Below are 7,608 nucleotides of genomic sequence, written 5' to 3' on the forward strand. Positions count from 1 at the left end.
CGCGGACCGGCGGACCCGGCCGTCGGCCCCGGAGATCAGCGCCCAGGCGCCGAGGCGGTCGGTGAGCCGGTCCAGCACTCGGGCGGTGCCGGTGTCGGGGTCGTCCTCGCCCAGGGCGGCGGCGGTGAGCGCCCGCTGCGCCTCGTCGGTGCGGACGACCTCGGCGTAGCGGTCGGCGGCGCGGGCCTCGGCGACGGCCTTGGTCAGCGCCAGGAACGGGGTGCGCTCGGGGATCTCCAGCAGCGCCAGCCCGGCCCGCGCGCACGCCTCGCGCAGCGCGGGGAGCAGGTCGTCGTGTCCCAGACCGCAGCCGAACCCGAGCCCGGCGAGGCCGTGCGCGACGAGCCGGTCCACGTAGCCGGCCGGGTCGGGCGCCGGTCCGAGCCCGGTGGTCAGCAGCAGTTCGTCGCCGTCGAGATAGGGCGTCGGATCGGACAGTTCGCTCGAATGCACCCACGTGAGCGGTCGATCCTGATCCGCGGACGGACACGCGAGCCGCAGTCCGAGACTGCGGCTCGCACACAGCGTGCGCAGCGTCAGCGCCATCTGGCCCCCTGCCGGATCGGCGTGTACCGGACATCGAACTGGACAGTGCGGACACTACCGCGCCGGCGTGTTCCGGATCACGCTGTCCGGCACGGACCGCAGTCGTCGTCAGAAGGAGCGTTGTGACCGCCACGCAGGAGACCGGTACCGCTGCGGCACCGTGGGTGGGAACCCGCATGCAGCGCAAGGAGGACCAGGCGCTGCTCACCGGCCGGGCCACCTGGACCGACGACATCGCCCCGCCCGGCACCCTGCACATGGTCGTCGTGCGCAGCCCGCTGCCGCACGCCCGGATCGTCGCGGTCGACACCGCCGCCGCGGCCGCCGTCCCGGGGGTCCGCGCGGTGCTCACCGCCGCCGACGTCGACGACGAGTTCCTCGCCGGCATCCCGTGCGGCTGGCCGGTCACCGAGGACATCCGGATCCCCGACCACCGCCCGCTCGCCCGCGACGAGGTCAACCACGTCGGCGACGGTGTCGCGGTCGTCCTCGCCACCAGCGCCGCGGCCGCCCGCGACGGCGCCGACCTCGTCGACGTCGAGTACGCCGAGCTGCCCGCCGTGGTCGACATGGCCGACGCCCTCGCCGACGGCGCCCCGGTCGTGCACGAGGAGATGGGCACCAACCACTGCTACACCTGGCCGCTGGCCACCGGCGACGTGGACACCGCCTTCGCCGAGGCCGAGGTCGTCGTGTCCGGGCGCTACCTGCAGCAGCGGGTCGTCCCCTCGCCGATGGAGCCGCGCGCGGTGGTGTGCGTGCCGGACCCGGTCGGCGCCGGGTTCACCGTCTACACCGCCACCCAGGTACCGCACTTCGTGCGTGACATCCTCGCCGCGGTCACCGGCATCCCGGACACCCGGATCCGGGTCGTCGCCCCGGACGTCGGCGGCGGGTTCGGCGCGAAGTTGAACGTCTACGCCGAGGAGTTCCTCGCCCTCGTCCTCGCCCGCCGGTTGCGGACCCCGGTGAAGTGGACCGAGACCCGTTCGGAGCACCACCAGGCCACCACGCACGGCCGCGGCCAGATCCAGGACGTCTCCGTCGCCGCCACCCGCGCCGGGAAGATCCTCGGGATGAAGGTGGAGCTGCTCGCCGACATGGGCGCCTACCTGCAGCTGCTCACCCCGGGCATCGCCGTGTTCGGCGCGTTCACCTTCTGCGGGCTCTACGACTTCGGGCACTACTCCTTCACCGCGAAGGGTGTGTTCACCAACCTCACCCCGACCGACGCCTACCGCGGCGCCGGCCGGTCGGAGGCCGCCTACGGCCACGAGCGGATCATGGACGACCTGGCCCGCGAGCTCGGCATGGACGCCGCCGAGGTGCGGCTGCGCAACCTGCACCCCACGTTCCTCGAGCCGCGCACGGTCCCGTCCGGGGTGCAGTACGACTCCGGGGACTACGAGACCTGCATGCGCCGGGCGATGGAGCTGGTCGGCTACGACGAGCTGCGCGCCGAGCAGGCCCGCCGCCGTTCCTCCTCGGACCCGGTGCAGATCGGGATCGGGTTCGGCAACTTCACCGAGTCCGGCGGGCTGTCGCCGTCGAAGGTCGCGGCGGGGGTCCGGCTGCAGTCCGGCGGCTGGGAGCAGGCCACCGTGCGCATGACGACCAGCGGCAAGGTCGAGGTCGTCACCGGCACCTCCCCACACGGGCAGGGCCACGAGACCGCCTGGTCGCAGATCGTCGCCGACCGCCTCGGTGTACACCCCGACGACGTCGAGGTCCTGCACGGCGACACCCTCGTCGCGCCGTTCGGGCGCGACACCTACGGCTCGCGCAGCCTCGCCGTCGGCGGCACCGCGGTGCACCTGGCCGCGGGCAAGGTGCTGGACAAGGCGATGCAGATCGCCGCACACCTGCTGGAGGCCGACGAGAAGGACCTGGAGTTCACCGGCGGCCGGTTCTCGGTGGCGGGGACGGCCGGGCCGTCGGTGACCATCCAGGAGGTGGCGGGCGCGGCGTCGCTGGCGAACGACCTGCCCGAGGGCATGGAGCCCAACCTCACCGCGGACTCGGCGTTCGACCCGCCGAACTTCACCTGGCCGTTCGGGACGCACGTGTGCGTCACCGAGGTCGACACCGAGACCGGGTTCACCCGGATCCGCCGTTACGTCGCCGTCGACGACTGCGGGGTCGTGGTGAACCCGACGATCGTCGAGGGGCAGCTGCACGGCGGCATCGCCCAGGGCATCGGGCAGGCCCTCTACGAGCACGCCACCTTCGACGAGGCCGGCAACCCGACGGCGGGCAACCTGGCGTCCTACGCCGTGCCCGCCGCGAGCGACCTGCCGCACTTCGAGCTCGAGCAGCTGGTCACGCCGTCGCCGACGAACCCGATGGGGGTCAAGGGGATCGGCGAGTCCGGCGCGATCGGCTCCTCGCCCGCCGTGGTGAACGCGGTGATCGACGCCGTCGCCCACCTCGGTGTGACCCATGTGGACATGCCCGCGACGCCACAGGCGGTCTGGCGGGCGATCAACGCCGCGTCCGGCCAGACTGCCTGAACCCACCGGGAGGGAGACCGGACATGGTGGACATCAACTGTGACATGGGCGAGTCGTACTCGATCTACCACTGCGGCGACGACGAGGGACTGATGCCCTGGGTGACCGTCGCCAACGTGGCGTGTGGCTTCCACGCCTCCGACCCGCGGGTGATGGCCCGCACGGTCGCGCTGGCGCAGCGGCACGGGGTGAAGGTGGGGGCGCACCCGTCGCTGCCCGACCGGGAGGGCTTCGGCCGCCGCGAGATGAGGCTCGACCGCGAGGAGCTGACCGCGGGCGTCGTCTACCAGATCGGTGCGCTGGCGGGGTTCCTGCGCGCACACGACATGGAGCTGAACCACGTCAAGGTGCACGGCTCCCTCTACGGCATGTCCGCCCGGGACCCGGAGGTCGCCGCCGCGATCGCCGACGCCGCCGACGTCTTCGGCGCCCCGCTGGTCGGCATGGTCGGCACCGTGCACGAGCAGGTCTGGGGTGACCGGCCCGCGGGGTTCGTCGCCGAGTACTACGCCGATCTGGACTACCGCGACGACGGCTCGCTGATCATCACCCGTGAGCACGAGGCGTTCGACCCGGTGCGGTCCGCGGAACGCGCCCTGCGCGCGGTCACCGAGGGGAAGGCGACCTCGGAGAACGGCAAGGAGCTCACCGTGCGCGCCGACTCGGTCTGCGTGCACTCCGACACCCCGAACGCCGTCGAGCTCGCCCGTGCCGTGCACGACGCGCTGAAGCCACACCTGAGCAGCTGAGAAGGAGTACCCGCAGTGCCCCGACACGAGGTCGTCTCCCCGATCCCCGGCGTGTTCTACCGCCGTCCCGACCCCGGCAGCCCGCCGTTCGCCGAGGACGGCGCCGCCGTCACCGACGACCAGGCGATCGGCCTGGTCGAGGTCATGAAGTCCTTCCACCAGATCCCGGCGGGCGCCACCGGCACCGTCGTCGAGTTCCTGGTCGGCGACGAGGACGAGGTGGACGCCGGCCAGCCCGTGGCGGTGGTGGAGACGGCATGAGGTTGCTCGTCGCGAACCGCGGCGAGATCGCCGTCCGGATCATCCGGGCCGCGCGCGACCTGGGCATCGGCACCGTCGCGGTGCACTCGAAGGCCGACGCCGACGCCCTGCACGTGCGCCTGGCCGACACCGCCGTGGCGATCGGGCCCTCGCCCGCGTCGAAGTCCTACCTGGTCGCCGACGCGATCCTGGCCGCGGCGGAGGAGACCGGCGCCGACGCCGTCCACCCCGGCTACGGGTTCCTGTCCGAGCGGGCGTCGTTCGCCGCCGCCGTCGCCGGTGCGGGCCTGACCTTCGTCGGCCCGGACGCGGCGACGATCGAGCGGATGGGCGACAAGGTCGCCGCCCGGGAGGTCGCCCGCGCCGCCGGGGTCCCGACCGTGCCCGGTACCCCCGGCGGGGTCGCCGACGCCGACGCCGCGGTCGCCGCCGCCCAGGAGGTCGGCTACCCGGTGATGCTCAAGGCCGCCGCGGGCGGCGGAGGCCGGGGCATCCGGGTCGTCGCCGACGCCGAGGCGCTGCGCACCGCGTTCGGCCAGGCCTCGACCGAGGCGGAGAAGGCGTTCGGCGACGGCACCATGTACCTGGAGCGGTTCGTCGAGCGCGCCCGGCACGTCGAGGTGCAGGTCCTCGGCGACGGCCGCGACGCCGTCCACCTGTTCGAGCGGGAGTGCTCGCTGCAGCGCCGCAGGCAGAAGGTCGTCGAGGAGGCGGTGTCGCCGGGGATCACCGGGGCGACGCGCGAGGCGATGACGGCCGCGGCGGTCGCGCTGTGCCGCGAGGTCGGCTACACCTCGGCCGGCACCGTGGAGTTCCTCGTCGACGACGAGACGGGCGAGTTCTTCTTCATCGAGATGAACACCCGCATCCAGGTCGAGCACCCCACCACCGAGCTCGTCACCGGCATCGACCTCGTCGCCGAGCAGCTGCGCGTCGCCGCGGGGGAGCCGCTGCGGTTCACCCAGGACGGCATCTCCCGGCGCGGGCACGCGATCGAGTTCCGGGTCTGCGCGGAGGACCCGGAACGGGACTTCCTGCCCCAGCCCGGTGGCGTCGGGCGGGTCACGCTGCCGGCGGGGCCGTGGGTGCGCTGCGACACCTGGCTGGAGCCGGACGGGACGGTCCCGCCGTACTACGACTCGCTGCTGGCGAAGGTCGTGGTGTGGGGTGCCGACCGGACCGAGGCGCTGGCCCGGTCCCGGCGTGCGCTCGACGAGTTCTCCGTCGCCGGGATCCCGACCACCGCCGGGCTGCTCCGCACCCTGGCCGGGGAGCCGTGGGTCGCCGACGCCGACTTCCACACCGGGACCCTCGAACACTGGCTGGCCGAAGGGAAGGGGACCTCATGAGCGCCCGCTACAGCTGGGGCGGCGACGAGTTCGTGTTCGTCGAGCTGGCCGAGGACATGAGCCTGCAGGCCAACTTCAAGGCCGTCGCGATCACCAACCTGCTCCGCTCCGAACGTCCGGACGGCATCCTGGAGATCTGCCCGGCGAACGCCTCCTACCAGGTGCGCTACGACCCGGACGTGCTCGACCCGCACGCGCTGATGGCGCAGCTGACGGAGCTGGAGACCCGGGTCGGCGACGCGCTCGGGGTCACCCTGGTCTGCCGGGTCGTCGAGATCCCGGTGCTCTACCAGGACCCGTGGACCACCGAGACCCTGATGCGGTTCCGCGACCGCCACCAGGACCCCGAGGCCACCGACATCGAGTACGCGGCCCGCATCAACGGCTACGCCGGGGTGGACGAGTTCATCGCCGCGCACTCCGGCTCGCCCTGGTTCACCTCGATGGTCGGCTTCGTCGCCGGGCTGCCGTTCAAGTACCAGATGGTGCCCCGGGACCGGCAGATCGTGGTGCCGAAGTACCTGCGTCCGCGCACCGACACCCCCAAGCAGACCGTCGGCTACGGCGGCTGCTTCTCCTGCATCTACTCGGTGCGCGGCGCCGGGGGCTACCAGATGTTCGGCATCACCCCGGCGCCGATCTACGACCCGACCCAGACCAAGCCCGACTTCACCGAGCACATGGTGTTCATGCGGCCCGGGGACATGATCAAGTTCCGCGGCATCGACCGCGACGAGTACGACCAGCTCCACGCCGCCGCCGAGGCGGGGGAGTACCGGATCACCGCCCGTCCGGTGGCGTTCGACCTGCAACCGTTCCTCGACGACCCCGACGGCTACAACAAGCGCCTGCTGGAGGTGCTCGCGTGACACGCATCGAGGTCCGCAAGCCCGGTCTGTCCACCACCGTGCAGGACGGTGGCCGCTCCGGCTACTACCACCTGGGCATCCCGCCGTCGGGCGCGCTGGACCAGTACTCGCTGACCTGCGCGAACGCGCTGGTCGGGAACCCGGACGGCGCCGCCGCACTGGAGATCGTCTACATGGGCCCGGAGCTGGTGTTCACCGGCCCGGCGACCCTCGCCGTCGCCGGGGCGACGATCGCCCCGAAGGTCAACGGGTCTGCGGTGCCCGTCTGGGAGTCCTTCGACGTCGCCGAGGGCGACGTGCTGGCCTTCGACTACCTCAAGGCCGGCGCACGGGCCTACCTCGCGGTGTCCGGCGGGATCGACGTGCCGGAGAAGCTCGGCAGCCGCGCCACGTACGCGCTCGGCGCCCTGGGCGGGCTCGACGGCCGGCCGCTGGCCGAGGGCGACGTCCTGCCCGTCGGGTCCGGCACCGGCCGGGCCGGGCTCGTCGTACCCGAGGACCTGCGGCCGTCGCTCGCGAAGGACGTCGAGGTCCGGGTCGTGATGGGGCTCTACGACCACCGGCTCACCGACCGGGGCCGCGCCACCTTCCTCGACACCACGTGGACGCTGACCCCGGTCGCGGACCGGATCGGGTTCCGCTACACCGGCGGGGAGCTGGAGACCGTCGACCGTGAGCCGCCGTTCGGGGCGGGCCAGGACCCGTCGAACATCGTCGACTCGCCCTACCCGATCGGCTCCATCCAGGTCCCGGGCGGTGTGGAGCCGATCGTGCTGCACCGGGACGCGGTGTCCGGCGGCGGCTACATGATGGTGGCGACGGTGATCTCCGGGGACCTCGACGTCGTCGCCCAGTCGGCGCCGCGCACCCGCACCCGGTTCGTGGCGGTCGACCTGGAGACGGCGCTGTCGCTGCGGGCCGAGCGGAAGGACCGGCTCGCGCGGATGCACAGCGCACTGGAGCGGTGACACCGCTCCCGCTCACCCGTTCGGGCTGGCCCCGCAGCGCCGTCTGGTCCAGACTCGACGCTCGGTGACGCGGGGCGGTACCGGACGTGGGGGAGGGCCGAGCGATGAGCGGCAGGCACCGGAGGGCGGCGGGGGCCGGACTGGTCAGACGGGTCCTGGCCGTGACGGTCCCCGTGGTCGGGGCGATCGCACTCGCCGCGGCGGTCGTCGTCACCGTGACGCCGGGGGAGCAGCCCGTCGCGGCGCAGGGAGAGCAGGGGGAGCAGACCGGCCCCGGCCCGGCCGCGCCGCTCGCCGCCGGTCCCGCGGTGCCCGGCGGTGGCTCCCCGTCGCGGATGGCCGACCCGGCACCGCTC

At 73.2% G+C, this 7,608-nt stretch carries 8 protein-coding genes; 7 read left to right on the plus strand and 1 reads right to left on the minus strand.

Features of this window, described 5'->3' with window-relative positions; genetic code table 11:
- On the minus strand, window positions 1-546 hold a 546-nt coding region (locus GTW08_RS04445; RefSeq protein ID WP_202416391.1), incomplete at its 3' end, for a PucR family transcriptional regulator ligand-binding domain-containing protein.
- Between the two features lie 122 nt (window positions 547-668).
- Here GTW08_RS04445 and GTW08_RS04450 point away from each other — a divergent pair.
- From GTW08_RS04450 to GTW08_RS04480, 7 genes are all read left to right on the plus strand, one after another.
- Window positions 669-3,056 (plus strand): xanthine dehydrogenase family protein molybdopterin-binding subunit, encoded by a 2,388-nt coding sequence (locus GTW08_RS04450; RefSeq protein WP_346009850.1) that lies wholly within the window; start codon window positions 669-671, stop codon window positions 3,054-3,056.
- A 23-nt stretch (window positions 3,057-3,079) separates the two neighbouring features.
- Complete coding sequence (gene pxpA, locus GTW08_RS04455) at window positions 3,080-3,805, plus strand: 5-oxoprolinase subunit PxpA (RefSeq protein WP_161151448.1); 726 nt, start codon at window positions 3,080-3,082, stop codon at window positions 3,803-3,805.
- A gap of 15 nt (window positions 3,806-3,820) precedes the next feature.
- Window positions 3,821-4,066, plus strand: coding sequence for an acetyl-CoA carboxylase (locus GTW08_RS04460; RefSeq protein WP_020625095.1), 246 nt, complete (start codon window positions 3,821-3,823; stop codon window positions 4,064-4,066).
- Window positions 4,063-5,415 carry an acetyl-CoA carboxylase biotin carboxylase subunit gene (locus tag GTW08_RS04465; protein ID WP_073574874.1) on the plus strand — a complete coding sequence of 451 codons (1,353 nt, stop codon included), beginning with the start codon at window positions 4,063-4,065 and terminating at the stop codon, window positions 5,413-5,415. The genes GTW08_RS04460 and GTW08_RS04465 overlap by 4 nt, the downstream gene beginning before the upstream one ends.
- Complete coding sequence (locus tag GTW08_RS04470) at window positions 5,412-6,284, plus strand: 5-oxoprolinase subunit B family protein (protein ID WP_161151449.1); 873 nt, start codon at window positions 5,412-5,414, stop codon at window positions 6,282-6,284. The genes GTW08_RS04465 and GTW08_RS04470 overlap by 4 nt, the downstream gene beginning before the upstream one ends.
- Window positions 6,281-7,252, plus strand: a complete 972-nt coding sequence (locus tag GTW08_RS04475; RefSeq protein WP_073574872.1) for a biotin-dependent carboxyltransferase family protein — start codon at window positions 6,281-6,283, stop codon at window positions 7,250-7,252. Before GTW08_RS04470 ends, GTW08_RS04475 begins: the two co-directional genes overlap by 4 nt.
- Window positions 7,253-7,413: 161 nt before the next feature.
- Window positions 7,414-7,608: hypothetical protein (locus GTW08_RS04480; protein ID WP_202416392.1), on the plus strand; the 195-nt coding region annotated here is incomplete at its 3' end.

Origin of the sequence: Pseudonocardia sp. SID8383 (genome assembly GCF_009864975.1) — a bacterium.
In the GTDB taxonomy this organism is placed as follows: domain Bacteria; phylum Actinomycetota; class Actinomycetes; order Mycobacteriales; family Pseudonocardiaceae; genus Pseudonocardia; species Pseudonocardia alni.